15 protein-coding genes are annotated in these 25,728 nt (G+C 46.3%); 14 read left to right on the forward strand and 1 reads right to left on the reverse strand.

Annotated features, from left to right (window positions below; genetic code table 11):
* Positions 1 to 154 precede the first annotated feature (154 nt).
* The 8 genes from proS (at position 155) to glf (ending at position 12,518) form a co-directional block, all read left to right on the forward strand.
* Positions 155 to 1,591, forward strand: a complete 1,437-nt coding sequence (gene proS / locus AAAT93_RS08645; RefSeq protein WP_117780410.1) for a proline--tRNA ligase — start codon at positions 155 to 157, stop codon at positions 1,589 to 1,591.
* Positions 1,592 to 1,656: 65 nt separating this feature from the next.
* On the forward strand, positions 1,657 to 3,042 hold the full coding sequence (locus tag AAAT93_RS08650; protein ID WP_227573108.1) for a CCA tRNA nucleotidyltransferase: 1,386 nt from the start codon (positions 1,657 to 1,659) through the stop codon (positions 3,040 to 3,042).
* A gap of 77 nt (positions 3,043 to 3,119) precedes the next feature.
* Positions 3,120 to 4,112 carry a spore coat protein CotS family gene (locus tag AAAT93_RS08655; RefSeq protein ID WP_021984514.1) on the forward strand — a complete coding sequence of 331 codons (993 nt, stop codon included), beginning with the start codon at positions 3,120 to 3,122 and terminating at the stop codon, positions 4,110 to 4,112.
* 59 nt (positions 4,113 to 4,171) lie between these two features.
* Positions 4,172 to 5,545, forward strand: a complete 1,374-nt coding sequence (locus AAAT93_RS08660) for a PEGA domain-containing protein (protein ID WP_227573109.1) — start codon at positions 4,172 to 4,174, stop codon at positions 5,543 to 5,545.
* 23 nt (positions 5,546 to 5,568) lie between these two features.
* On the forward strand, positions 5,569 to 7,296 hold the full coding sequence (locus tag AAAT93_RS08665; protein WP_118545560.1) for a phospho-sugar mutase: 1,728 nt from the start codon (positions 5,569 to 5,571) through the stop codon (positions 7,294 to 7,296).
* 80 nt (positions 7,297 to 7,376) lie between these two features.
* Complete coding sequence (locus AAAT93_RS08670) at positions 7,377 to 10,076, forward strand: ABC transporter ATP-binding protein/permease (protein WP_227573110.1); 2,700 nt, start codon at positions 7,377 to 7,379, stop codon at positions 10,074 to 10,076.
* 40 nt (positions 10,077 to 10,116) lie between these two features.
* Positions 10,117 to 11,373 (forward strand): nucleotide sugar dehydrogenase, encoded by a 1,257-nt coding sequence (locus AAAT93_RS08675; protein WP_021984518.1) that lies wholly within the window; start codon positions 10,117 to 10,119, stop codon positions 11,371 to 11,373.
* Positions 11,374 to 11,393: 20 nt separating this feature from the next.
* On the forward strand, positions 11,394 to 12,518 hold the full coding sequence (glf, locus tag AAAT93_RS08680; RefSeq protein ID WP_021984519.1) for a UDP-galactopyranose mutase: 1,125 nt from the start codon (positions 11,394 to 11,396) through the stop codon (positions 12,516 to 12,518).
* A gap of 100 nt (positions 12,519 to 12,618) precedes the next feature.
* On the opposite strand, the gene AAAT93_RS08685 is transcribed toward glf, so the two are convergent.
* Positions 12,619 to 13,674 (reverse strand): pyridoxal phosphate-dependent aminotransferase, encoded by a 1,056-nt coding sequence (locus AAAT93_RS08685; protein ID WP_227573111.1) that lies wholly within the window; start codon positions 13,672 to 13,674, stop codon positions 12,619 to 12,621.
* 194 nt (positions 13,675 to 13,868) lie between these two features.
* On the opposite strand from AAAT93_RS08685, the gene AAAT93_RS08690 reads away from it, so the two are divergent.
* The 6 genes from AAAT93_RS08690 (at position 13,869) to AAAT93_RS08715 (ending at position 25,725) form a co-directional block, all read left to right on the forward strand.
* Complete coding sequence (locus AAAT93_RS08690) at positions 13,869 to 17,435, forward strand: DUF5717 family protein (RefSeq protein ID WP_021984521.1); 3,567 nt, start codon at positions 13,869 to 13,871, stop codon at positions 17,433 to 17,435.
* A 64-nt stretch (positions 17,436 to 17,499) separates the two neighbouring features.
* Entirely contained in the window at positions 17,500 to 18,753 is a 1,254-nt protein-coding gene (locus tag AAAT93_RS08695; protein ID WP_021984522.1) for a DUF5716 family protein, read from the forward strand.
* A complete protein-coding gene (locus AAAT93_RS08700) occupies positions 18,753 to 19,586 on the forward strand; it encodes a hypothetical protein (protein ID WP_021984523.1) in 834 nt (277 codons plus the stop codon). The genes AAAT93_RS08695 and AAAT93_RS08700 overlap by 1 nt, the downstream gene beginning before the upstream one ends.
* On the forward strand, positions 19,586 to 20,872 hold the full coding sequence (locus AAAT93_RS08705; RefSeq protein WP_021984524.1) for a hypothetical protein: 1,287 nt from the start codon (positions 19,586 to 19,588) through the stop codon (positions 20,870 to 20,872). Before AAAT93_RS08700 ends, AAAT93_RS08705 begins: the two co-directional genes overlap by 1 nt.
* Before the next feature lie 83 nt (positions 20,873 to 20,955).
* Positions 20,956 to 23,634, forward strand: coding sequence for a valine--tRNA ligase (locus AAAT93_RS08710; RefSeq protein ID WP_021984525.1), 2,679 nt, complete (start codon positions 20,956 to 20,958; stop codon positions 23,632 to 23,634).
* Between the two features lie 42 nt (positions 23,635 to 23,676).
* A complete protein-coding gene (locus tag AAAT93_RS08715) occupies positions 23,677 to 25,725 on the forward strand; it encodes a DHH family phosphoesterase (protein ID WP_021984526.1) in 2,049 nt (682 codons plus the stop codon).
* The last annotated feature ends 3 nt before the right edge of the window (positions 25,726 to 25,728 follow it).

The following is a 25,728-nucleotide window of genomic DNA, read 5'->3' on the forward strand; positions in this document are numbered from 1 at the left end:
TGTGCCAGTTTGCTGGTGCAATGAGTTTAGTACCGTTACATGCGGAAGTGAGCGAGAGCGCGTCTGCGGCAAATTACGTATGATGAATACCGAGGTACAGAAATTGTATCACAATTGCCAAATCGGAAAAGAGGATATAGAAAGGAAAAGAGAAATGGCAAAGGACAAGAAATTAGTAGAGCATATTACAGCGATGGATGAGGATTTTGCACAGTGGTATACGGACGTTGTCCGTAAAGCAGAGCTGTGTGATTACACAAGCGTAAAGGGATGTATGGTTTTCAAACCGGCAGGCTACGCGATCTGGGAACTGATCCAGAAGAATCTCGATGAGCGTTTCAAGGCAACCGGCGTAGAGAACGTATACCTTCCAATGTTTATTCCGGAGAGCCTGCTCGAGAAGGAGAAGGATCATGTCGAAGGATTCGCACCGGAGGTTGCATGGGTAACACATGGCGGATTGAATGAACTGCAGGAGCGCCTGTGCGTCAGACCAACATCCGAGACATTATTCTGTGATTTTTATTCTAAGGAGATCGAGAGCTACCGTGATCTTCCAAAGGTATATAACCAGTGGTGCTCCGTTGTGCGTTGGGAGAAGGAGACAAGACCATTCCTTCGCTCGAGAGAGTTCCTGTGGCAGGAAGGCCATACCGCACATGCAACAGCAGAAGAGGCAGAGGCAAGAACGATCCAGATGCTGAATGTGTATGCGGATTTCTGCGAGGACGTGCTTGCAATTCCGGTTATCAAGGGACGTAAGACAGACAAAGAGAAATTCGCAGGTGCTGAGGCAACTTATACGATCGAGTCGCTGATGCACGATGGTAAGGCACTGCAGTCCGGAACGAGCCACAACTTTGGGGATGGATTTGCAAGAGCATTTGGCGTTCAGTATACAGATAAGGATAATAAGCTTCAGTATGTACATCAGACATCCTGGGGTATGACAACGAGAATGATCGGCGCTATCATCATGGTGCATGGTGATGACAGCGGACTGGTACTTCCTCCGAAGGTTGCTCCGACACAGATCATGATCGTTCCGATCATGCAGAAAAAAGAGGGCGTACTCGAGAAGGCAGAAGAGCTTCGCAGCGTGCTCGCATCCAACTTCCGTGTGAAAGTTGATGATTCCGATAAGAGTCCTGGATTCAAGTTCGCCGAGCAGGAAGTAAAGGGTATCCCACTTCGTGTTGAGGTTGGACCGAAGGATATCGAGGCAGGACAGGCAGTTGTTGTCCGCCGTGATACAAGAGAGAAGACCATCGTACCATTCGACAAGCTGTCAGAGACCTGTGAGGCATTGCTTGCACAGATGCATGATGATATGTATGCAAAGGCAAAGGCACATCGTGATGCGAATACACATGTCGCTACAAACTGGGATGAGTTCACAGATATTCTGGAGAAGAAGCAGGGATTCATCAAGGCTATGTGGTGTGGCGAGGAAGCCTGCGAGACAGCCATCAAGGACGAGACAGGTGCAACAACGAGATGTATCCCGTTTGCACAGGAGAAGCTTGGTGATGTATGTGTACATTGTGGCAAGCCTGCGAAACACATGGTTTATTTTGGAAAGGCATACTAAAAATAGAAATCAGAACATTTACCCTGCTGACATCAGCGGGGTAGTTGTTTATTTGGGTGAAATACATGAAAATAGAAATTCCGACAGGGGCGGCATATATTTTACAACAATTAAATAAGCATGGGTATGAGGCATATATTGTTGGCGGTTGCGTGCGGGACAGCCTGCTCGGCAAGCAGCCGAATGACTGGGATATCACGACCTCGGCGAAACCGGAGGAGGTCAAGGCAATTTTCCACCGCACGATCGATACGGGAATCCAGCATGGAACGGTGACGGTCTTAGTGGATCGCGAGATTTTGGACGATGGAAGTGGATTGCCTGCCAGTCATACCGATTATGCATTTGAGGTGACTACATACCGGGTGGATGGTGTTTATACCGACCACCGTCGTCCGGAATCCGTGTGCTTCACAGCGAGCCTGGAAGAGGATCTGAAACGACGGGATTTTACGATCAATGCAATGGCATATAACCCGGAGCAGGGTGTGATCGACATTTTCGGTGGACAGAAGGACCTGGAGAAAGGAATCATCCGCTGCGTGGGTGAGGCATCAGAACGGTTTGACGAGGATGCACTTCGTATCCTGCGTGCAGTCCGGTTTGCGGCACAGCTTGATTTTGTAATTGAAGATCAGACGCGGGAAGCGATGCGCGATCAGGCAAAGTTCCTGAAGGATATCAGTGCAGAACGGATCTGTACTGAGCTTACGAAGATGATCGTTTCGAAGCATCCGGAACGGCTGGAAGAAGCGTACGAGCTGGGACTCACCAATATATTTCTGCCGGAGTTCGACCGGATGATGCAGACGCCACAGAATAACCCGTATCATCTGTATGATGTCGGTCGTCATACGCTGCAGGTGATGCGGGCAGTATCAGCAACACCTGTACTGCGCTATGCGGCGTTGCTCCATGATGTTGGAAAACCAGAATGTAAGACGACAGACGAAACAGGAGTCGATCATTTCTATGGACATCAGGAACTCTCTGCGAAGATGGCGCGCACGATTCTGCGTCGGTTAAAGCTTGATAACGATACGATCGATCAGGTTTGCAGACTGGTGAGAAATCACGATTATGGACTCTCCGGGGACGGACCGGGGATGAAGAGCTTCCGCCGGTTTGTGGCACAGCTTGGCGCGGAGCATTTCGCAGATTTTCTGGAGATCCGAAAGGGCGATATGGCAGGTCAGAGTGCGTATCATCTCGAACAGCGCAGACAGGTGATCGCGCATATGGAAGCGATGTATGCAGAGATCATAGAACAGAAGCAATGTTTGAAACTGTCGGAACTTGAAATCAGTGGAAAAGATCTCATCGCGATCGGTGTAAAACCGGGGCCGGATATGGGACGCATTTTGAAGGCACTGCTGGACCGGGTACTTGAAGAACCGGAATTGAATACAAGAGAACAATTATTGGCGATTGTAAAGGAATCGTATCTATAGATGCGGACGATCAATCGGAATGAATCCGCCCTTCCCGGCATACAATTAACAAGACTGATGTTGGGAGGGGATTTTTTGTGGCTGAAAAAATGTCGGAAGTATTCGAGATGTACGATGTGAGATTGGATCACATAGGACGGGGACGGGGAGCGATGCTGCTGCAGACGGACAAGGGGGTGCGCCAGATCCGGGCAACGACAGCCGGAGAAAAACGGCTGCAGGCAGAGTATGATTTTAAAGAGCATATGTATCTGGCAGGCTTTCCACATATTGACCGGCTTGTGAAAAATGTGGAGGATGAACTGATTACATACGATCGTTATGGGAATCCGTTTGTGATGCGGATGTTTTTTGACGGTCGTGAGATGGGTGTCAGCAACAAAAATGAAATCATGCTTGCGGTTGATAATCTGGTTGCCCTGCATCGGGCTGGACGTACGGTCTGGCAGGAAGTTGATCGCGATATGCAGATCCGGGAGAAGAATGATGTCAAGCGTCGGAATCGGGAAATGAAGCGAGTACATAATTATATTGCGAAACAGAGTCCGAAACGGGAATTTGAATCTTTGTTTATGCAGGCATTTCCGTACTTTTATGAGCAGGGGCTGAACTGTGAACAGGCAGAGGCGGGGACGGCGGGCGAATCTGAACATATGGGATATTGTCATGGCACTTACAATCATCATAGTGTCCTTGTATGTGGGACAGCCGATGCGCGCTATATCGCAACGATTAATTTTGAAAAATATCATATCGGGAACCAGTTGCAGGATCTGTATTATTTCATTCGGAAAACCGTGGAAAAAAATGGATATGCGTTTGCACTGCTCACTGCGATCTTAGAACGGTACCAGCAGGGAATCCCATTGCAACAGATGGACGTTGCGTATATTTGTGGACTCTACCGGTATCCTGAAAAATTCTATAAGCTCTCAAATCAATATATGAATGGTTCGAAGACACGCATTTCTCCGAAAATGGTCGAGAAGTTGAACCGGATCATGGAAGAGGAAGAGAAGAAGCAGACGTTGCTTGAAAAATTATCTTCCTATAATATCTCGAAAAAATGAATATATAATCTTCACATTTGCAAAATAATCTTGTATAATACAGAGGTTAAGGTGGTTTTATGGATAAGCGGAAGATACAATATGGAATCGTTGTGTTGATGCTTGCGTTCGTGTTCGTGGGCTGTGGGCAAAAAAAGAAGAATGATGTCAAGGTCTATGAGAACACGGAGGAAGTCACGGCAGATCATGAAGAGGCTTCCATGACGGCAATCATAACGAGCATGGACATGGAAAATAATCAGATGCATTTTGTATCGGTGCTGGATGGTACAGATATAACATTGCAGTATCATGGCGGTGTGCGCGTGACAGATACGACGGGCGCGGATATCGGCATTGACAATGTTGCCTGTGGAAATGTCGTGGATATCGTGTATTATATGGATACAGAGAAGCTGGTCAGTATCGCGAAGAATGCGAAGGTGAAGACATATACACAGATTAAGAAGTTCCTGTACCGGCAGGATGACCATACCGCTGTCTATAATGGAAATCGTTTCCCGGTATCGGATTATGCACAGGTATTTGATGGGGATCAGGCGCTTTCTCTCGTGGATGTAAACACAGAGGATGAGGTGACGCTGTCCTTGTGGAATGGCAATCTGGTGTCCGTGATCATTACGAAGGGGCACGGGTATGTCCGGCTGTTAAATCAGGGGACATATGTTGGCGGATTTGTAGAGATTGGAAAAGATGTGATTGTTCCAGTTACTGCAGATATGCTGGTAGCAGTCGGGGAAGGCGATTATACACTTCGTATCAGTAAAAATGGATATTCCGGAGAGAAGAGTATCCGTGTGACAAAGGATCGCGAGTTAAATGTAGATATCTCAGATATTGCAATTCCATCCGGAACGGTAACGTTTGCTGTGACGCCGGAGGATGCGAATGAAGTCATCAAGGTTGATGGCGAGGTGATCGCGAACCGGACGTATACCGGATTGTACGGCGATCATGAATTAAGCATTACAGCGGATGGCTATGACAGCTTCCGTGGAAACTTTAAAATCACAGAGACGATGAAAACCTTGCGCGTAACCTTGCAGCAGGAAACGACCGAAGAGACAACGGAAGATACGACTGAGGCAACGACGCAGGAGGGACAGACAACTGCATCCGGGCAGATTACGACGCAGACGACTGCAACGACACAGGGATCACAGACGACCACTGCGACGACGCAGAGTGGGCAGACGACGGAGTCCGCGGAGCAGGGTAATAAAATTACGATTAAAAAACCGGAAGGTGTGGGCGTATATTTCGACGGCGATTATGTCGGAATCGCACCGGTGTCGATCAGGAAGACAGCGGGAACACATACGATCACGCTATACAAAGCCGGTTATTTGATAAAAAGTTATACAATACAAGCCGAAGATAACGGCAAAGACGATGAATATAGCTACGCGGATCTGATATCCGTGCTGGACTAAATAGTAGGAGGAACATCATGGACATGGATTACAAAAAGGTTTATGAAGAATGGCTGACAAACCCATTTTTCGATGAGGCGACAAGACAAGAGCTGGCAGCAATTAAGGATGACGAGAGAGAGATCAAAGAGCGTTTCTACATGGATCTCGAATTCGGAACAGCTGGATTGCGAGGCATCATTGGTGCCGGAACAAACCGTATGAATAATTATATTGTTGCAAAGGCAACACAGGGACTTGCAAATTATATCAAACAGCGTAAGAAGCAGGCGAAGGGTGTTGCGATTGCATATGATTCCAGACACTGTTCACCAGAGTTTGCAGATGTAGCAGCCTTGTGTCTGGCAGCAAACGGTATCAAGGCATATGTGTTTGAGTCTCTTCGTCCAACACCAGAGCTTTCTTTTGCAGTCCGTTACCTTGGTTGTGTGGCAGGTATTAACGTAACAGCCAGCCACAACCCACCAGAGTACAACGGATACAAGGTATATTGGGAGGATGGTGCACAGATTACACCTCCACATGATGCGGGTATCATGCGTGAGGTAAAGGCAATCTCTGTACAGGATGCCATTACAATGCCAAAGCAGGAAGCAATCCATGAAGGTTTGTATGAAGTCATCGGCAAGGAAATCGATGATGCATATATGGCAGAGCTGAAGAAGCTTGTACTGCATCAGGAGTGCATCGACAAATACGGAAAAGAATTAAAGATTGTATATACACCATTGCATGGAACGGGAAATATCCCAGCCAGAAGAATTCTGCGTGAACTTGGCTTTGAGAATGTATATGTTGTTCCAGAGCAGGAATTGCCAGATGGCGATTTTCCAACTGTAAGCTATCCAAACCCGGAGGCAGCAGAAGCATTCGAGCTTGCACTTGCACTTGCAAAGCAGCATGACGCAGATCTCGTTCTCGCAACGGATCCAGATGCAGACCGTCTCGGTGTGTATGTAAAGGATAAGGATGGCGAGTATCACTGCCTGACCGGAAATATGTCGGGAAGTCTGCTTGCGGAATATGAGCTCAGCCAGATCAAGGCGACAAAGGGACTGCCGAAGGATGGCGCACTGATCAAGTCTATCGTTACAACAAACCTTGTAAATGAGATGGCGAAGAGCTACGGCGTGAAGCTCGTAGAGGTTCTGACAGGATTCAAGTTCATTGGACAGAAGATGTTGGAGTTTGAGACAAAACATAATGGCACATATCTCTTCGGATTTGAGGAGAGCTACGGATGTCTGATCGGTACACATGCCAGAGATAAGGATGCGATCGTAGCAACGATGGCACTCTGTGAGGCAGCTGCATATTACCGTTCACAGGGCAAGACTTTGTGGGATGCCATGATCGATATTTATGAGAAGTATGGTTATCATGTAGATGCGATCCATACACTGACATTAAAGGGTATCGAAGGTCTGGAGAAGATCAAGAGTATCATGGATCAGTTAAAGTCTCATACACCAAAGGAGATTGCAGGCTTAGAAGTGCTCTGGGCACGTAATTACGACAACGATACAGCGACAAACATGAAGAATAAGGCGGTTGTTCCAACCGGACTTCCGAAGTCAAACGTTGTATATTACGAGCTCGAAGGTGGCGCTTGGCTTTGCGTCCGTCCATCCGGTACAGAGCCAAAGATCAAATTCTACTATGGCGTTATCGGTAAGGATTTCGATGATGCACAGAAGAAGTCAGAGGAATTTGGCGAAGCAGTCAACAAGATGATTGAATACATGATGTAAGAGTATGAAAGCGATTTCGGGAACCCGAAGGGTGAAGAAATCGCTTTTGTTATAGTGAAAGAAAATGAAGGGAAGATGACATGCTGCAACTGAAGAACATAGTAAAGGACTATGGAGAGGGCGATTCAAAGGTACAGGCATTAAAGGGAGTCAGTATTAATTTTCGGGCAAATGAATTTGTTTCGATTCTTGGACATTCCGGTTGTGGAAAGACAACACTCTTGAATATCGTGGGAGGGCTCGATCAGTACACCGATGGCGATTTGATAATCAAGGGAAAAACAACAAAGAAATACAAGGATAAGGACTGGGATACCTACCGGAACCATAGCGTTGGTTTTGTATTCCAGAGCTACAATCTGATCATGCACCAGACGGTGCTGCAGAATGTCGAGCTGGCATTGACCTTGTCGGGTGTCTCGAAGAGCGAGCGCAGACGCCGGGCGAAGGAAGTGCTCGAGAAGGTTGGACTCGGTAGCCAGATCCATAAAAAGCCAAATCAGATGTCCGGTGGACAGATGCAGCGTGTGGCAATCGCGCGTGCACTGATCAATGATCCGGAGATTCTGCTTGCGGATGAACCGACCGGTGCACTTGATACAGAGACAAGCGTGCAGATCATGGATCTTCTGAAGGAGATTGCAAAAGACCGTCTCGTTATTATGGTTACCCATAACCCGGAGCTTGCAGAGCAGTACAGTACACGAATTGTTAAGCTGTTGGATGGTGAGATTACAGATGATAGCATGCCGTATTCCGATGAGGAAGCAGCGAAGGAAACGTATGAGGAATTAAGCAAGAAGGACTTAAAGCATAAGCGGATGTCGTATTTTACAGCGCTGAATCTGTCCTTCAACAACCTGCTTACAAAGAAGGGACGAACCCTGCTTACCGCATTTGCAGGCAGTATCGGTATCATCGGAATCGCGCTGATCTTATCGTTGTCCGATGGATTCCGGAATTATATCAAGAGCGTGGAGGAAGATACTCTTTCTACCTACCCGCTGGAGATCACGGATGAGTCCATTGACATGTCCGCAATGATGGGAATTATGCTCGGCACCGAGATGAAGAGTGAAGAAGAGCATGATATGGACAAGGTGTATTCAAACAACTTTGTCGGTAATTATATGAAGAATATGCTTGGTGAAGTCAAGGTTAACGACATGGTATCCTTCAAGGATTATATCGAGGAAGGTGACGGTCAGAAGATGAAGGACTACACCAGCGATATCATGTACACCTATGGCATTACGATTAACGCTTACAAAAGTGATGTAGAGAAAGAAGTCTATCAGGTCAATCCAAGTACCGTCTTTGACAGTATCGGATTTGGTTCGATGTCAGAGATGGATAACCTGGGTATGACAGGGACGCAGAGTACGACGAATGTCTGGTCCGAGATGATCAGCAATCAGGAGCTGCTCGAGAACCAGTATGATGTTGTAGCCGGACGCTGGCCGGAGAATTACGATGAAGTCGTGATGGTCGTGACGAAGGATAACGAGATCAGCGATTATGAGTTGTATTCGCTTGGCATCCGGGATGTCAGCGAGATGCAGGAGATGATGCGTGCGGCATTGAAGGGTGAGACGAAGACGTATCCAAACACCTCGTACACCTATGATGACCTGCTGAGCCTCACCTATAAGGTAATTCCATCTTCCGATTTTTACGAATACGATGATTCAGAGAAATGTTATGTGGATAAGAGCGATGATGCTGATTACCTGAAAGATAAGATCAAAAATGGTCTGGATATCAAGGTGGTTGGTATCGTCCGTCCGAATGAGGATGCAACGGTACATTCGATCACAACGACGATTGGTTATACGCATGCACTGGTGGAGAAGTTGATGGATCTGTCGAGAGACAGCGAAGTTGGCAAGGCGCAGCTGGATGATCCAGATAAGAATGTATTTACCGGCTATGAATTTGGTGCAGATCTGAACGAGGAGGCACAGAAGGAAGCTGAGCAGCAGGCGCAGGATGCAATGAGCGAGATGGGAATCGCAGACATGACAGAGAATCAGCTGTATGAATATATGGCGAGCCTTCCGGCAGATCAGTTGAAACAGTTCATGCAGACGATGACGGAACAGACGCAAAGTGTGTCAAACAGCATGTCGCTGTCCGATCTGAAATCTGCTGAGAATGCGACCTATGATGACAACCTTGTCACACTTGGTATCGCTTATGAGAATGATCCGAAGGTCATCCGCATCTATCCGATCGATTTTGAGTCGAAGGAAAAGATCATCGACGTGATCGAAGAATATAACGATATGGTGAAAGCAAACGGCGAAGAGGAGAAGGAAATCTCTTACACAGATATGGTAGGAACGATGATGTCTTCCATCAGTACGATTATCAATGCGATTTCGTATGTGCTGATGGCGTTCGTGGCAATCTCGCTCGTGGTAAGCTCGATCATGATTGGTATCATCACATATATTTCCGTATTGGAGCGGACGAAGGAGATTGGTGTGTTGCGAAGCATCGGTGCATCGAAGAAGGATATCTCGCGTGTATTTAACGCGGAGACGATTATCATTGGTTTCGTGGCAGGTTTGATCGGTATTGGAGTTACCGTGCTCCTGAACATCCCAATCAATGCAGTCATTCACCATTTTGCAGGACTAACCGGCGTTGCGAAGCTTCCGGTTACAGGTGGTGCGCTCTTGGTTGTCATCAGCGTTGTGCTGACGATGATCGGTGGACTGATTCCGTCGCGTGTAGCATCAAAGAAGGATCCAGTGGAAGCATTGCGGAGTGAGTAAATAGTTATTCGAAAAGACGTGTTACAGGAGGATTTCGAATATGAGAACATTTGAAGATATAAAGATTGCGGTTGCAGGAACCGGCTACGTCGGATTGTCACTTGCAACCCTGTTGTCTCAGAAGCATACGGTGACAGCGGTGGATATCGTGCCTGAGAAGGTGGAGAAGATCAATCATAAGATTTCTCCGATTCAGGACGATTATATTGAGAAGTATCTGGCAGAGAAGGAGTTGCATCTGACAGCAACCTTAGATGGAGGGACAGCATACCGCGATGCGGATTTTGTCATCATTGCTGCGCCGACAAACTACGACAGTCAGAAGAACTTCTTCGATACCACAGCGGTGGAAGCCGTGATTGAACTTGTGCTGAAGGTGAATCCGGAAGCATTTATGGTAATCAAATCGACGATCCCGGTTGGTTATACGGAGTCAGTAAGAAAGAAATATCAGACAAGCCGGATTCTGTTTTCTCCGGAATTTCTGCGGGAGTCCAAGGCGCTGTATGACAATTTGTATCCAAGCCGTATTATTATTGGTACAGATAAGTCGGATGCAGAAGTAGATGCGGCGGCGCATACTTTTGCACGGTTGTTGCAGGAGGGCGCAGAAAAGGAAAATATTGATACGCTGTTTATGGGATTTACGGAAGCAGAAGCGGTCAAGCTTTTTGCAAACACCTATCTCGCCCTACGTGTATCCTATTTCAATGAGTTAGATACTTATGCAGAGATGAAAGGGCTGGATACCCAGGCAATTATTGATGGTGTGTGCCTGGATCCGAGAATCGGAACACAGTACAACAATCCGAGCTTCGGTTATGGTGGGTACTGCCTGCCAAAGGATACGAAGCAGCTGCTTGCGAATTATGACAGTGTGCCACAGAATATGATGACGGCGATTGTGGAGAGTAACCGGACGCGGAAAGATTTTATTGCGGGTCGTGTGCTTGAAAAAGCCGGTTATTACAGCTATGGCGCGAACAATGAATGGAATGCTGAAAGTGAGAAAAAAGTTACGATTGGTGTCTATCGACTCACGATGAAATCAAATTCGGATAATTTCCGTCAGAGTTCGATTCAAGGCGTGATGAAACGTGTGAAGGCGAAGGGGGCAAGTGTAATCGTATATGAGCCGACACTACCGGATGGAACGACATTTTTTGGCTCTAAGATCGTAAATGATCTGGTAGAGTTTAAGAAACAGAGTGATGCAATTCTTGCAAACCGTTACAGCGCAGAGCTGGACGATGTGCAGGAAAAGGTATATACAAGAGATATATTTCGAAGAGATTAAAGGCTAAGAGGAGGGTAAACATGAAAAAGTATGATTATTTAGTGGTAGGTGCCGGACTTTACGGTGCGGTGTTTGCACAGCAGGCAAAGGAAAAAGGGAAAAAGGTGCTTGTGATTGACAAGCGTCCGCATATTGCCGGAAATGTGTACACAGAGGATGTAGAGGGTATCCATGTACACAAATATGGTGCGCATATCTTCCACACGAACAACAAAGAGGTATGGGATTATATTACGAAGTTTGCAGAGTTCAACCGGTTCACGAATTCACCGGTTGCAAATTACAAAGGCGAGCTTTACAGCCTGCCGTTTAACATGTACACATTTAATAAAATGTGGGGTGTGGTAACGCCAGAAGAGGCAGCGGAAAAGATCGAAGAGCAGAAAAAGGCAGCTGGTATCACGGAGCCTAAGAATCTGGAAGAGCAGGCAATCAGTCTGGTTGGAACAGATATCTATGAGAAGCTGGTAAAAGGCTATACGGAAAAACAGTGGGGACGCCCATGTACAGAGCTTCCTGCGTTTATCATCAAGCGTCTGCCAGTCCGTCTGACATTTGACAACAATTATTTCAATGCGCTGTATCAGGGTATTCCGATGGGCGGCTACACGAAGATGGTGGAGAACCTTCTGGCTGGTATTGAAGTAAAGGTTTCTACCGATTATTTTGCAAACAAAGCAGAGTATGATGCGATGGCAGAGAAGGTTGTCTATACAGGTGCCATTGATGCTTATTTTGATTATAAGCTTGGCGCGCTTGAATATCGTTCCGTGCGGTTTGAGACAGAACTTTTAGACAGGCCAAACTTCCAGGGAAATGCGGCAGTGAACTACACAGATGCTGAGACACCTTGGACACGTATCATCGAACATAAATGGTTCGAGTTTGGCAAGGATGATGCAGGCAATGATCTGCCAAAGACCGTTGTTTCACGCGAATACTCTTCTGAGTGGAAGGTGGGCGATGAGCCATATTATCCGGTAAATGATGAGAAAAATGGCGCGCTGTATCAGCAGTACAAGGAGCTTGGCGAGCAGGAGGAGCATGTGATCTTCGGCGGACGTCTTGGCGAGTACAAGTATTATGATATGGATGCAGTAATCGCATCTGCACTTGCAATGAGTGAGAAAGAGCTGGGCAAATAACAGCAATACGATAACAATCAAAAAGAGCAGTTGGAAACAGATATGTGTTCCAGCTGCTCTTTTGGTTTCTGTGAATTTGTTTTGCGAAAACTCAAAAGTGTTATCGTAACAGTTCCAGAATTGTATTTACCATCAGGTCGTTCTGCATCGGATTCATGATTGAGAATCGTACAAAATGCGAATCCAAGCCGTGAAAATTCTCGCAGTTCCGAAGGACAATGCCCTTCAGATTGCAATGTGCCAGCAGGGATTTTGCAGTGACATCCTCTTTTAGAATCTGCATCAGCGCGAAGTTTGCACTCGGTTTGAACAACCGCAGATTCTTGTTTGTATTCATTGCTGCATAGATCAGGTTGCGCTCGGTAAAGATGCGGGAGTGCGATTCGTGGATGTAGGCGGTATCCTCCAGCATAGCAGTACAGGCAGCTGCGGTCAGACAGGAAATGCTGTTTGGTGTGGCGGTCATATTGATGATCGTCATGTTTGTTTCGTTGTTCATGATCGCATAAGCAAGTCGCAGTCCTGGTACAGAGAAGAATTTGGATACGCTGCGCAAAATAATCAGGTTATCATAGGTATTTACCAGAGAGATCGCAGTGTCACGCTCATAGTTCTCTGTAAATTCAATGTACATTTCGTCGAGTAAAAGTGCGATGCCAAGCTCCTTGCATGCGGCTGCAAGTTTCTCGATATCTGCTTTTGATATAAGCTGGGAGGTTGGATTGTTTGGATTTCCGAGGATCACAATATCGTATGTATCCGATAAGTGTGCAATAAAATCATCCATATCCAGATGGTAATCCTGATTGATGTCCAGCTCATAGAAGTCTGTTTCGCAACCATACACGGATAATACATGTTCATAATCCGTGGCTGATGGGATCGGCAGTAAAGCCTTCTTTGGTGCAAGAAGTGCAACAAAGAGACGCAGCAGATCAGAGCTGCCGCTGCCAAGCACCAAATGCTCTGGCGCACAGCAGGCATAAGAAGCGATGGCGTTCCGTAAAGGGTCGTAGTATGTGTCAGGATAGCGACCGACCGCGCTGATATTTTCCATGATCGCGCGTGTCACGCTGTCCGGGACACCGAGTGGATTGCAATTTATGTCATATCGCACAGTCTCATACTGTTCGATGCGAAGTGGTCCGTTGCTCATAGTTTCCTCCTAATAATTAGAAAACAAACCATTTATATCCCTGTCTTGAAAAAAGAAAGGGGGTTTGTTATAATGTGATATGTGTTAAAAGGGGATAGTGGGTGAACTATACCCTCATATCGATAATTATACCTATTAAATAGACGAATGACAAGTAGGTTTTCATTACGAAGCCGAGAAATAAAGGAGATACCATGAAGGCGATAGTAGAACATTACGCAAAGGGCGAATTTCAGGTAGACCGGCCTGAGGTAGCGATATCAGAAAAGTTTTTAAAACTGAATATAGAATCGGGAACTTTGTACGAAGGTGTCTTCACGGTGAACAGCACGAATGACCACGTCATCAAAGCGATGGTGTATGATAGCCGCTATATGCTGCGGTTCAACCAGCATACATTTATTGCGAAGAATTTTGATGTCGGATTCACATTCGATGCAACCTGTTTGGAAGCAGGTAAAAATTACAAAGGACATATCAGTGTCATTACGGACGGCGGAGAATTTAAGATTCTGTATGATATTGACATCACGACACCATATGTAAAATACGGAGATCAGAAGATCGATGATCTTTTCAAATTTGCGACACTCGCTGAGAGCAACTGGGCAGAGGCGGCGCGTGTATTTGTGCGCGATGATTTTAAGCGTACATTTATCAACCGCGATCCGGTGATCAAGCAGATCTACAACAGTCTGATGGAAAGCCAGTCGGTCAATCAGGCTTTGGAGGAATTCCTCGTCTATGTACACAAGAAACGTGCGCTGACATTGTCAGTATCCAAGGCGAAGATCAATCTGGAGTTCCCGGAGGAGCTTTCCAAGATTTCGATTAACATCAGCAAAAACACATGGGGCTACAGCAGTTCAACGGTACGCTCCACCGAGGATTTCATTATTCCAGCGAGAAAGGTGATTACAAGTGCCGATTTTTATGGCAATCTGTATGCTTTGGATGTACTGATTTCACCGGAGAATATTCCGGACGGCGTGACATCCGGCAGAATCATTATCGAGAATGTCTACCAGACAATCGAGATTGAGATTAACCTGTCCAAGCCGACAGAAAAAGAGATAAAAGTGTCCAAACCGGGCAGCAAAACACATCTGATTAAGTCGAATCAGGTGCGCTTGATTACGACATATATGGATTACCGCATGGGCAGAATCCAGCTTCGGGAATACATTAGCACGACCTTATTTGCATTTAACAATCTGGCACGCTATGTACCAGAGGAAGATCTGTACCGTCTGGGAACAATGCATATGAACATTATGCAGGGAGAGACAGAGAAGGTAGAACAAGAATTCCTGCGTATCGAGGCGGATGTCGATAACTCTGGAATGAACAACAAGCAGAGTTGTTATTATGCATATCTGAAGGCGATGGTTGGCAAGGACCGCCGTGCGACCGAACAGGCAAAGGAACTGATTCGCAGAAGCTACCACACAGAGGATGACAAGATCTTCTATTTCTGGTTGCTGCTGTTTGTGGATGATACCTATAATAACGATCAGACCGCTTTGTACCGGGAAGTTAAAAACCTGTATGAGCAGGGATACAACAGCCCGCTTATGTACATGGAGCTTTGCGAAGTCTTAAACAACAACCCGTTGCTGCTGAAGCATATTACAGATCTTGAGGTTACAACGATCCGATGGGGATTGCGCCACCAGTATCTGTCGGACGAAGTGATCGAGGCGTTTATCCAGCTTGCGGCATCATTCCGTCAGTTTGATGCGAAGATTTTCGAGATCATGGATAGCATTTACTCCAAGAAAAAGAGTGACGAGGTGCTGTCAAGTATCTGCTCGATGCTGATCAGCGCAGGAAAACTGGATAACAAGTACCATCGGTTCTACCGGGATGCAGTGGAACGCAACCTGAAATTTATCGGGCTGAATGAGTGCTTTGTCAAGAGTATGAATTTCTCCAGATATGATCTGATACCGCAGTCGGTATTGATGTATCTGAATTATAAGAATACACTTTCCGAAAAAGAGCTTGCGTACTTGTATGCGAACGTAATTTACAACAAGTCCCAGCACATGAAGGTGTACCATGAATATGCGACAACGATGCAGGATTTCATGGAGAATATGATTATCAGCGGCAAGGTCAGCGATGATCTGACTGTGCTTTATGATGAGTTCTTGGAGCCAGAGACGGTCAGTCCGCTTTATGCGAGCAAGCTGATCAACATTATTTTCCGTCGGAAGCTTGTTTGCTTTAACAAGGGCGTGCGTGCCGTGATCGTGACGCATCAGGAGTTAGAGGAAGTACAGCGCGTACCGATCGTAAACGGCGAAGCATATGTGGAGATTCTGTCGAACACGGCTTCCATTATCTTCGAGGATAGCGCGGGAAACCGGTATGCGGGATCTATTCCGTATCGACTGGAACGTATTGTAGATGAAAATGCATATATGGATATCTGCTGTAAATACAGTCCGCGGGATTACCGGGTGCTGCTGCATAACTATGAGCAGCTTGGTGATTTCACATTCAAGAAGGCAATCGAGGTCAATGCCGCACGAGATATTGTTAACTGTGATGAGATCTCCTATGATTACAAGCAGCAGGCATATCTGAATATTATTGAATATTACCATGAGAATCTGGATAACGAGGTGCTTACAAAGTATCTCGAAAAATTGGATATCGAATACTTAAATCACGCAAATGCACGTGTGATGATCGCTTACATGGTCGATATGAACATGTTCGACAAGGCATTTCAGGCGGTGAAGCTGTATGGCTTCGATGAGATCGACAGTGAAGAGCTGTATCGTCTGGCGGATTATGGTGTGGAGGACAGCAATGGCTTCTTAAATGAGGATCTGCTTTCCATCTGTATCCATCTGTACAAATCCGGTAAGGTCAATGAGCGGATTTTGGTATATATCATCAACCATTATAAGGGTGACTTGGAAGAATTGGCAGGTATTTTTAAGACGGTGCGTAACCGTGTCAGAGATATTTCCCTGCTGGCAGAAAATACATTGGCACAGATGATGTTCGCGATGGGAAATGTCGAGTACATCTACGATATCTTTACCGCGTATTATGCAGGCAGAAACCGTGGACTGGTCGTAAAGGCGTTCCTGCGGTTTGCATGCTATAACTATCTAATCAAAGATGCACAGATTCCAAGTGGTGTCTTTGACTGTCTGTATCAGGAGATTCAGAAGGGCAATATCGAGGATGAGATTTCCCGTATGTCCATGCTGCATCACTTCTCGAAGCTGGATCGTTATACGGGCGAGCAGAAGACGTGGATCAAGGATGCGGTTGGCAAGTTTATGGATGCAGGCAAGCTGCTTCCGTTCTACAAGAGCTTCCAGTCCTTTATCAAGCTGCCACAGGATGTCATGCTCAAGACCTATCTGATCTACAAGAGCGAGCCGGGCAAACAGGTAACAGTGAAGTACGCATTTGATACTGGTTCCAGACAGAATCTGATCTACAAGACAGAGCTTCTGGATGAGATGATTCCGGGCATGTATGTGAAGGAATATGTCGTGTTCCACGGCGAGCGCCTTGTCTATGAAATCTCGGATGATAAGCAGGGTACTTCTTATGTGGTAGAGAGTGAATCGCTGAAGTCCAAAGCGTTTAACCGCAAAGACCGGAACCGCTTTGAGATTATCAACAGCATGCTTGTCAATCAGGAAATGCGGGAAGATAATGAGCTGTTAGAGACATTGGATGTTTACCTGAATACGGTACATCTGTTTGAAGAGAATTTGAGTATATTGTAATATCGCGGGGAAACCTGTGGATTGCAATGCATAGAAATAGATATAAGTACGAAAGGAAAAAGACATGTCAGAGGCGTATTATATAGGCATGGATCTGTGTTCGGATTCCACGCAGATTAGTTTTTATAACGACATCTCGCGCGAGCCGGAGACAGTCAACCAATTAAATAACAAAGAAACATATATGATGCCAAACATCCTTTTCTTCGGCTTAGAGACCGGAGAGTGGTATGTTGGATCCGAAGCTTCCGAGGCACGTTTCAAGGAGCAGGGTATCGTGTTGGATGAGCTGTTTCAGAATGCGCGCAGTGAGGAGACTGTTGAGGTGCATAATACGCGTTACAGTTATCGCAAGCTGTTTTTAATGATGCTTAAAATGCATGTCGATTCTTTCCTGTATCGTTATGAGGGCGCGACGGTAAAGAAGCTTGTCATTACGATTCCAGAATATAACAAGGATCTGTTCCGTGTACTTTCAACGTTTTACAAGGAGCTTGGTGTCGAGAAGGAGCAGGTGGAGATCACGAGCCATCTTGACAGTGGTCTGTATTACATTTTTAATCAGGATGAAAGCCTGCGCACAAACAGTGTGGGATTGTTTGATTACAATACGGATGGCCTGCATTATTACAGAATTGATATCTCGCATGGACACGAACTGAACACGATCAGTGTCACACATGAGGACTATTCTGAGAATTTCAATCTGGCAGCCTTCGGCGGTGACAATATCCTGATGGATATTACATTTGCAAAGATTGTGGCAAATGAGACAAAGAAAACATACATTTCGGCCATTTATTTGACCGGACTCGGATTCTCCGAGAAATGGCTGAACAAATCACGCGAGCTTCTGACGCAGGGCAGACGTGTATTTGCCGGACAGAATATCTATACCAAGGGTGCCTGCTACAAGGCAGTCGGCGGTGAATATGGCGAATTTTATAAGAAGTATTTTGTAGAGACAAAGGAGAATGTGATCTTTGATGTCGGAATCTCTTCGGAGGACGAGGAGGATCGGTTTATTCCGATCGCCTTGGGCGGCAGACAGTGGTACAACATCCACGGAAAGATCAGTATTATATTGGATGATACAGAGTCCCTGACTTTGGTATACCGGAACCGGAAGACCGGAGAAGAAGAGCGGGAAGTCGTGAAGCTGCACGGAATCCCGAAACGTCCGAACAAGACGTCTAAGTTCTCCGTGGAGGTGGAATTTGAGAATCCACATCATGGCGCATTTATCATTAAGGATGTTGGATTTGGAAAATTATTCCCGACCACGAACAAGATTTATCGTAAGGAGTTTGATGTTTAATGTCAAAAATTATCTTATGTACAAGAAAAGAAGCATCGCATCCGTTCATCTTTCTGAATACGAAGGTGGAGATCAACACCTACGAGGAGCTGTGCTTTTATATCTACAATAATACCGTGCTGATCTCGAAGTCTTCTCTGTCTGAGAAGCTGTTTGACTGGATTCGGGATGAGCTGGATATGCCGGAGCTTGCAGCGAAGCTGGTAGCACTTTCGAACAAGGCGACATTTGCACAGGATCTGCTGGTTGAAATTTTAAATGCCGGGGATTACTATACACCGGACGAGATTGCAACTTATGTGGAAGCATGGCAGAAATATCGTCGGCTGACATCAAGTCAGCGTAAGAAATTAAAGGCAGACAGCTATCTTGGCTACCGCAGATACATCAAGGCGGCATCGATTTACGATGAGATTCTGGACAACCAGCAGGATATCACAGACAAGGTATTTCTTGGAAATGTCTATCACAACCGAGGTGTGGCAGCAGCCAACAACATGGATGTGGAAGATGCAAAAAGCTATTTCATGAAAGCGTATGAATTAAATGGCAACGAGGAGAGTCTGCGCAGTTACCTGATCGTATTTTCGGCAGGGAACGATGCGACGACACTGAAGCAGGAAATGCGGAAGTTTGACCTCGATGAAGATAATTTTGAGAATTTGATGATTGAGATCGGAGATTCGAATGAGGATGTCCGGGAGATGACAATCTTCTCTATGTTACAACGTGCGGTATACAACCGTATGAATAAGGACATGATCGATTACGACAAGCGAATGGATATTATACTTGGACAATTGAAGGATGAATTCAGAGAGCAGGCGATTTGATGGGAATGTTTCAGAAGATCAAGGCATACTTGAATGAAGATGATGCCGAATATGACGCCTTGATTGAAGAACAGGAACGCATGCGGGAAGAACGCAGAAAGCGCAGGAATCAGTCGAGGGCAGAACGAAATAAGGAAAAGGCGAAGCGGGCCGCGGAAAAAGCGGTGCTGAAAGAACGTGTTGATCCGGAGATCCGGCGGGAAGTCAAAGAGACGGTATCGTCGAATCGAGAGCGAAAGACCGTTGGCGATTTCTGTGAACAGTTAGTCGATACGAAATATCACATGGAGGATATGAAGCAGGAGTACAAACTCGTGACGGATTATCTCGTTGATATTCAGCGAATCGAGGAACTGCCAGTGAATCTTGCAGAAGATATCATAGATACGGCGAAGGAGATTGAACGTCTTGACGGCAACCGTAGTAAATATCAGCAGTCAGAGAATCTGCTTACAACAGAGCAGTATCGTACGATGCAGCGGCTGGAGGATGACATTCCGGATACGATCAAAAACTTAAATGATATGGAGATGCGGGATTCTATGCTGAAAAACGACATGGGATATCTCGAGGGAGAAAAAGAAGATCTGAAATATGCACGTGTGGAGGATACTGACAATGCATACCGGATTCGAAGCGTTTTGATCGTGGTGCTGGTGTTATTCCTTTTGATTAGCATTACCTTGTTTGCGGTGGCGCTGCTTGCGAAGAAGGATGTGACATTGCCAGCGGCAATCGAAGGAACGATTGCGGTGATCTGCTTTGCCGTGTGTTATATCCAGTATGCAAATATCAACCGGCGCGTACAGGAAAACGACGCAAAGCTTCAAAGGGCAATCTCGTTACTGAATAAAGTCAAAGCAAAATATGTCAATAATACAAATACATTAGATTATATCTATGAAAAATACGACGTCAATTCCGGGAAGGAACTGATGTACCGCTGGGATCTGTACAACCAGATGCAGCGCGATGCAAAGAAATATTCACAGGCAAGCGAGAGCTATTATCTTGCGTGTGACAGGCTGGTAAAACAGCTTTCTGATGTTGGCGTGACCGATCCAATGGTCTGGAAGAATCAGACAAATGCACTGATCGACCGGCGGGAGATGGTTGAGATTAAGCATGGCTTGAATGTACGGCGGCAGAAGATCCGCGAGAAGATGGCAAGCTGTGAGAAGATCCGGCAGAATGCCACGGCGGCGTTAAAAGCAAGTATTGCAGCGAATCCGGGCATTGAAAGCTATATCCGGGAGTTGCTTGCGACCTACAATCTGGAATTGTAATTCCGGATTGCAGATACAAAACAAGAGAAGTTTGATTGTGTATTTTTATACACGACATCATTCATATATGGAGGAAGAAAGACATGGCTAAGGAATTAGAGAAGAACTACAACCCGGCGGAGATTGAACCGCGTCTGTATGAAAAATGGGTTGCAAACAAATATTTTCACGCGGAGGTAGACCGGAGCAAAAAACCGTTCACCATCGTGATGCCGCCACCAAACATTACCGGACAGTTGCATATGGGACATGCACTCGATAATACGATGCAGGATATCCTGATCCGTTTCAAGCGTATGCAGGGTTACAATGCACTGTGGCAGCCGGGAACCGACCATGCGGCCATCGCGACAGAGGTGAAGGTTATCGAGGCTTTGAAGAAGGAAGGCATCGACAAGGAAGACCTTGGACGTGAGAAGTTCTTAGAGCGTGTCTGGGACTGGCGTAGAGAGTACGGCGGCAAGATCGTCAACCAGTTGAAGAAGATGGGTTCATCCGCAGACTGGGATCGTGAGCGTTTCACGATGGATGAAGGAAATAACAAGGCAGTTACAGAGGTATTCTGTAAGCTGTATGAAAAAGGATATATGTACCGAGGTTCCCGTATCGTAAACTGGTGTCCGGTTTGTCAGACATCCATTTCCGATGCAGAGGTTGTACATGAGGAGCAGGATGGCTTCTTCTGGCACATCAATTATCCGGTTGTTGGCGAGGAAGGAAGATTCGTAGAGATCGCAACCACACGTCCGGAGACATTGCTCGGTGATACAGCCGTTGCAGTAAATCCAGAGGACGAGCGATACAAGGATATCGTTGGCAAGATGCTGAAGCTGCCACTCACGGACCGTGAGATTCCGGTGATTGCCGATGAGTATGTAGATAAAGATTTTGGAACCGGCTGTGTAAAGATCACACCGGCACACGATCCGAACGATTTCGAGGTTGGAAAGCGTCATAATCTCGAAGAGATCAATATTATGAATGATGATGCTACGATCAACAAGCTTGGCGGCAAGTATGCAGGCATGGATCGTTATGAGGCAAGAAAGGCAATGGTTGCTGATCTTGATGCACTCGGACTTCTCGTGAAGGTTGTACCACACAAGCATATGGTTGGTACGCATGACCGTTGTAAGACAACGGTAGAGCCACTTGTAAAGCCACAGTGGTTCGTCAAGATGAGCGAGATGGCAAAGCCGGCGAAGGAAGCAGTTGTAAGCGGCAAGCTGAAGCTGATTCCGGAGCGTATGGACAAGACCTATTACAACTGGCTGGATAATATCCGTGACTGGTGTGTATCCAGACAGCTCTGGTGGGGACATCGTATCCCGGCATATTACTGTCAGGACTGTGGGGAGACGATCGTATCGAAGGAGACCGTGTGCACTTGTCCAAAATGTGGAAGCAACAATGTAAAGCAGGACGAGGATACACTGGATACATGGTTCTCCTCTGCACTCTGGCCATTCTCTACACTTGGCTGGCCGGACAAGACGGAAGATCTGGACTACTTCTTCCCGACCGATGTACTTGTAACTGGATACGATATTATCTTCTTCTGGGTAATCCGTATGGTATTCTCATCGATCGAGCAGACAGGCAAGCTTCCGTTCCACACGGTACTCTTCCACGGTCTGGTCAGAGACGATCAGGGACGTAAGATGAGTAAGTCCCTTGGAAATGGTATCGATCCATTGGAGGTTATCGACAAGTATGGTGCCGATGCGCTCCGATTCACACTGATTACCGGAAATGCACCGGGTAACGACATGCGTTTCTACTGGGAGAGAGTTGAAGCAAGCCGTAACTTTGCAAATAAGATCTGGAACGCATCCAGATTTATCATGATGAATATTGAGAAGGCAGATATCACAGGTATTGATGCTGCCATGACCGCTGATGTCGATGCAGCGATGAAGCAGTACGGCTTCACACTTGCGGACAAGTGGATTTTGTCGAAGATGAATGATCTCGTTCAGGAGGTCACAGACAATATGGAAAAATTTGAGCTTGGTATCGCAGTATCAAAGCTGTACGATTTCCTGTGGGAGGAGTTCTGTGACTGGTATATCGAGATGGTAAAACCAAGACTCTGGGACGACGCAGACGAGACAAAGGCAGCTGCACTCTGGACATTGAAGACGGTTCTTACAACCGGTCTGAAGCTGTTGCATCCATATATGCCATTTGTAACAGAGGAGATCTTCTGTACACTGACCGACGAGGAATCTATCATGATCTCCAAGTGGCCGGAATATGACGAGGCATTTGATTTCAAGGCAGATGAGGCTGCTGTGGATAAGATCAAGGAAGCTGTACGCGGTATCCGTAACGTGCGTACAGAGATGAACGTTGCACCGAGCAGAAAGGCAAGTGTCTATGTTGTATCGCCGAAGGAAGACATTCGTGCAATCTTTACGGCAAGTAAGAATTTCTTCGCTATGCTTGGCTATGCAAACGAGGTACATGTACAGGCAGATAAGAGTGGAATCGCAGATGATGCGGTATCGGTTGTGATCCATGATGCAGCGATCTACATTCCATTTGCAGAGCTTGTGGATATCGAGAAGGAGATCGAGCGTCTGACGAAGGAACAGACAAAGTTAGAGGCAGAGATCAAGCGTGCATCCGGTATGCTTGCAAATCCAAAGTTTGTAGATAAGGCACCTGCAGCAAAGGTTGAGGAAGAACGTGCAAAGCTGCAAAAGTATACAGAGACATTGGAGCAGGTAAAGGAAAGACTTGCGAATATCGCAAAATAGTCACTGGGAGAGGCTGTTTGAAACGGCAACAGGTGAGAATCGATGAATAACGAAAAGATCTTAAAAAAGAAAATACAACAATATCTGCTGATGCCATTGGCACTGACTGTGCTTCTGGTTGGCATGGTGATCGTGCTGTATGTACATGACAAAAAGAGCGGTGCGATTGCCGCTGCGGCAGTTTTTATCTTCGTTGTATGTGAGATTATATTTTTCATTGTAATGAAGGCGGCGATCATGCCGGTTGTCTTCCGGTTTGCGCTGGAACAGGGGCAGATTCAGAAGGAGCTTTTGAAAGAGCTGGATATTCCGTATGCGCTGCTGGATACGGATGGTAAGATTCTGTGGGGCAATGCAAAGTTTATCGAAGAGATTGGCGTTGGATCCAAGAAGCGGATTCGGAAAAACATTTCGGCATTCTTCCCGGCGGTGGATGCGGAGGCGTTATCGTCCGAGGAAATGCAGATGGATCTGGAATATAACGACCGTGTCTATCGGGCATTGTTGCGCCGTATCGATTTTTCCGAGGCGTTAGTGGATTCGGATGAGGATGCGATGGTCGATCATCAGGCAGATGCCATGATTACTTTGTATTTGTATGATGAAACAGAGCTTCGGATCTACAAGAAGGAAAATGAAGACCAGAAGCTTGTCGCAGGACTGTTGTATATTGATAATTACGATGAGGTTATGGAGAATACAGAGGAGGTTCGTCATTCGCTGGTGGAAGCACTGGTTGACCGACGAATCAACATGTATCTTTCCACGATCGACGCGATTGGAAAGAAGCTGGAGAAGGATAAATATTTCTTCGTATTCCGGCAGCAGTATCTGCCACAGCTTCGTGAGACAAAGTTTGCGATTCTGGACGAGGTAAAGAGTATCAATGTCGGAAACGAGATTCCAGTTACGTTAAGTATCGGTGTCGGTGCTGGAACAGACAGCTTTGCGCAGGCGTATGAGCGGGCGCGTACCGCAATCGGACTGGCACTTGGACGAGGCGGCGATCAGGCAGTTGTTAAATATGGTGATAAGACGACGTATTTTGGTGGAAAGAGTGCAGGAACTGAGAAGTCCGCAACCGTTAAGGCGCGTGTTAAGGCACAGGCGTTCCAGGAGCTTCTGACAAGTAAAGACAGTGTTATTATCATGGCACACAAACGACCGGATGCGGATGCGTTTGGTTCGGCAGTGGGCGTGTATCGTCTGGTTAAGACGTTAAATAAAAAGGCATATATCGTAGTGAATGAGGTGACCTCAGCCATCCGCCCGATCATCAGCGGATTTATGGGGAACAGCGTTTACGGCGATGATATGATCATCAACAGTGAACAAGCAATCAGCCGGGTAACTCCGAACACGCTGGTTGTCGTAACGGATGTGAATAAACCAAGCATGACCGAGTGTGAGGAGCTGCTCAGTCTGGCAAAGTCTATCGTGGTATTTGATCACCATAGACAATCGGACGAGGTGATCGAGAATGCAACACTTTCGTATATCGAGCCATATGCAAGCTCTGCATGTGAGATGATTGCGGAGATCCTGCAGTATATCGAGGGCAAGGTAAAGCTTCGTCCAATCGAGGCGGATGCCATGTATGCTGGTATCGTGATTGATACAGATAATTTTCTGACCAAGACGGGTGTGCGTACATTTGATGCAGCATCGTATCTGCGCCGGAGTGGTGCGGATGTTGTTCGTGTCAGAAAGATGTTCCGAAGTGATATGTACACGTATCGCCAGTTGGCAGAGGGCGTCATCAATTCGGAGATTTATATGGAGCATTTTGCGATTTCCACGGTTGATCCGAAGGAATCCGATGCACCGACGGTGGTTGCGGCGAAGGTTGCGAACGACCTGCTCAACATCGAAGGAATCCGTGCATCATTTGTTACGACAGAGAAGGATGGCACGGTTTATATGAGTGCACGGTCGGTCGACGATGTGAACGTACAGATTATTATGGAAAAAATGGGTGGCGGTGGACATGCAAATATCGCCGGAGCCCAGTTTACAAATAGTACAAATGAATTGGTATTGATCCAGTTAAAGACGCTTTTAGATGAGATGTATCGGGAAGGCGATATTTAGGAA

The organism is Coprococcus hominis (ex Arizal et al. 2022) (assembly GCF_040094675.1).
Classification (GTDB): Bacteria; Bacillota; Clostridia; order Lachnospirales; family Lachnospiraceae; genus Coprococcus_C; species Coprococcus_C hominis.

Excerpts from the sequence above, each read along its gene's own strand:
- AAAT93_RS08675 (WP_021984518.1), top strand. The coding sequence starts at position 10,117 with ATGAGAACATTTGAAGATATAAAGATTGCGGTTGCAGGAACCGGCTAC.
- AAAT93_RS08715 (WP_021984526.1), top strand. The coding sequence starts at position 23,677 with ATGAATAACGAAAAGATCTTAAAAAAGAAAATACAACAATATCTGCTG.
- AAAT93_RS08705 (WP_021984524.1), top strand. The coding sequence starts at position 19,586 with ATGGGAATGTTTCAGAAGATCAAGGCATACTTGAATGAAGATGATGCC.
- AAAT93_RS08685 (WP_227573111.1), bottom strand. The coding sequence starts at position 13,674 with ATGAGCAACGGACCACTTCGCATCGAACAGTATGAGACTGTGCGATAT.
- AAAT93_RS08695 (WP_021984522.1), top strand. The coding sequence starts at position 17,500 with ATGTCAGAGGCGTATTATATAGGCATGGATCTGTGTTCGGATTCCACG.
- AAAT93_RS08690 (WP_021984521.1), top strand. The coding sequence starts at position 13,869 with ATGAAGGCGATAGTAGAACATTACGCAAAGGGCGAATTTCAGGTAGAC.
- AAAT93_RS08665 (WP_118545560.1), top strand. The coding sequence starts at position 5,569 with ATGGATTACAAAAAGGTTTATGAAGAATGGCTGACAAACCCATTTTTC.
- AAAT93_RS08650 (WP_227573108.1), top strand. The coding sequence starts at position 1,657 with ATGAAAATAGAAATTCCGACAGGGGCGGCATATATTTTACAACAATTA.
- AAAT93_RS08670 (WP_227573110.1), top strand. The coding sequence starts at position 7,377 with ATGCTGCAACTGAAGAACATAGTAAAGGACTATGGAGAGGGCGATTCA.
- AAAT93_RS08660 (WP_227573109.1), top strand. The coding sequence starts at position 4,172 with ATGGATAAGCGGAAGATACAATATGGAATCGTTGTGTTGATGCTTGCG.
- AAAT93_RS08700 (WP_021984523.1), top strand. The coding sequence starts at position 18,753 with ATGTCAAAAATTATCTTATGTACAAGAAAAGAAGCATCGCATCCGTTC.
- proS (WP_117780410.1), top strand. The coding sequence starts at position 155 with ATGGCAAAGGACAAGAAATTAGTAGAGCATATTACAGCGATGGATGAG.
- AAAT93_RS08710 (WP_021984525.1), top strand. The coding sequence starts at position 20,956 with ATGGCTAAGGAATTAGAGAAGAACTACAACCCGGCGGAGATTGAACCG.
- glf (WP_021984519.1), top strand. The coding sequence starts at position 11,394 with ATGAAAAAGTATGATTATTTAGTGGTAGGTGCCGGACTTTACGGTGCG.